1 protein-coding gene is annotated in these 1,305 nt (G+C 41.4%); it reads left to right on the plus strand.

The annotated features are described in order from the left end of the window. Positions 1-87: 87 nt before the first annotated feature. A protein-coding gene (locus tag GT1_RS21840) for an IS3 family transposase (protein ID WP_188400491.1) occupies positions 88-1,265 on the plus strand; the annotation gives its coding sequence in 2 pieces (ribosomal slippage) (positions 88-379 and positions 379-1,265; 1,179 coding nt in all). Positions 1,266-1,305 lie beyond the last annotated feature (40 nt).

Consider the following 1,305-nt stretch of genomic DNA (forward strand, 5'->3'; position numbering starts at 1 on the left):
TGGTATTATCCCCTTTAGGTAGACAAAGTAAAAAAAGCCCCATTTGATATAATGGGACTAGACCTTGTCACCTGGAGGGGATTTTGCATGGCTAAAAAAGGGCAAAAGTTTTCGAAGTATCCAGAAGAGTTTAAAGCGGAGGCAGTTAGGTTATATGAACAAGAAAAGATGGGATACAAAACGATAGCAAAGCTGCTAGGTGTAAAGAGCCATAGCCAGATACAAAAATGGGTAGCTAAGCATCGGAGTGGGCAGTCTTTCGATGATCAGCGTGGAAAATCTACCGCATGGCGAAAAGGCAGGCCAAGAGCTACGTTTTCAAGCATAGAAGAAGAATTAGCTTATGTGAAAGCAGAGCGTGACTATCTAAAAAAGCGGTATCCAAATCTTCACGGGGAGGTATGACGAAGAAAGCCCGATTCGAAATAATCCATGCCTTACGTAAAGTGTATCGCCTAGGCTGGCTGTTTGAGATAGCGAAGGTGAGCCGGCAGGGTTATTACAAATGGTTAAGACAGCATAAAAATGCCTCAGTTAAACAACAAAAGGAACAAGAGCTAAAAGAGCATATTGTGGCAATTCACCAACTACGGCCGTATTTCGGATATTTGCGCATGGTGATTGCCCTAGCGCATGAAGGATTTCACGTTAATCACAAACGGGTATATCGCATAATGAAAGAGCTTGGAATACAATCAATGATTCGTAAGAAACGCCGCTATTTTGGAAAACAACCATCAGTCGTACAGCCAAACCGGCTGGAGCGTGATTTTAAGGCAACAGCCCCAGGCCAGAAACTAGTCACTGATATTACCTACTTGCCATTCAATGGACAATTTTTCTATTTGTCTGCAATTCAAGATTTATTTAACAATGAGATCGTTGCTTACGAGATCTCAGCACGTAATGACCTAAAATTAGTTCTAAATACGATAGATAAATTGAGTAAAAAATTAGACGTGAACGAAACCATAATCCATTCGGATCAGGGCTTTCAGTACACGTCTAGTTCGTACAACAAGCGATTAGAAGAACTAGGCGCACTAGGTAGCCACTCTCGCAAAGGAAACTGCCTGGATAACGCCTGCATAGAATCATTCTTTTCGCATCTCAAAACAGAGATGTTGTACATAACTAAGTATACGTCTGTTGAAGAGCTATATCAAGGCATCGACAACTATATTTGTTTTTATAACAGTGAGCGATTTCAAAAAAGACTGAACCACCTTTCCCCGATACAGTACCGGGAAAAGATGGCTGCATAGTTGTTTTTTTATCGTTGTCTACTTGACAGGGGGAACTCCA

It is taken from the genome of Sporomusa sp. GT1, from assembly GCF_014634905.1.
Taxonomy (GTDB): domain Bacteria; phylum Bacillota; class Negativicutes; order Sporomusales; family Sporomusaceae; genus Sporomusa; species Sporomusa sphaeroides.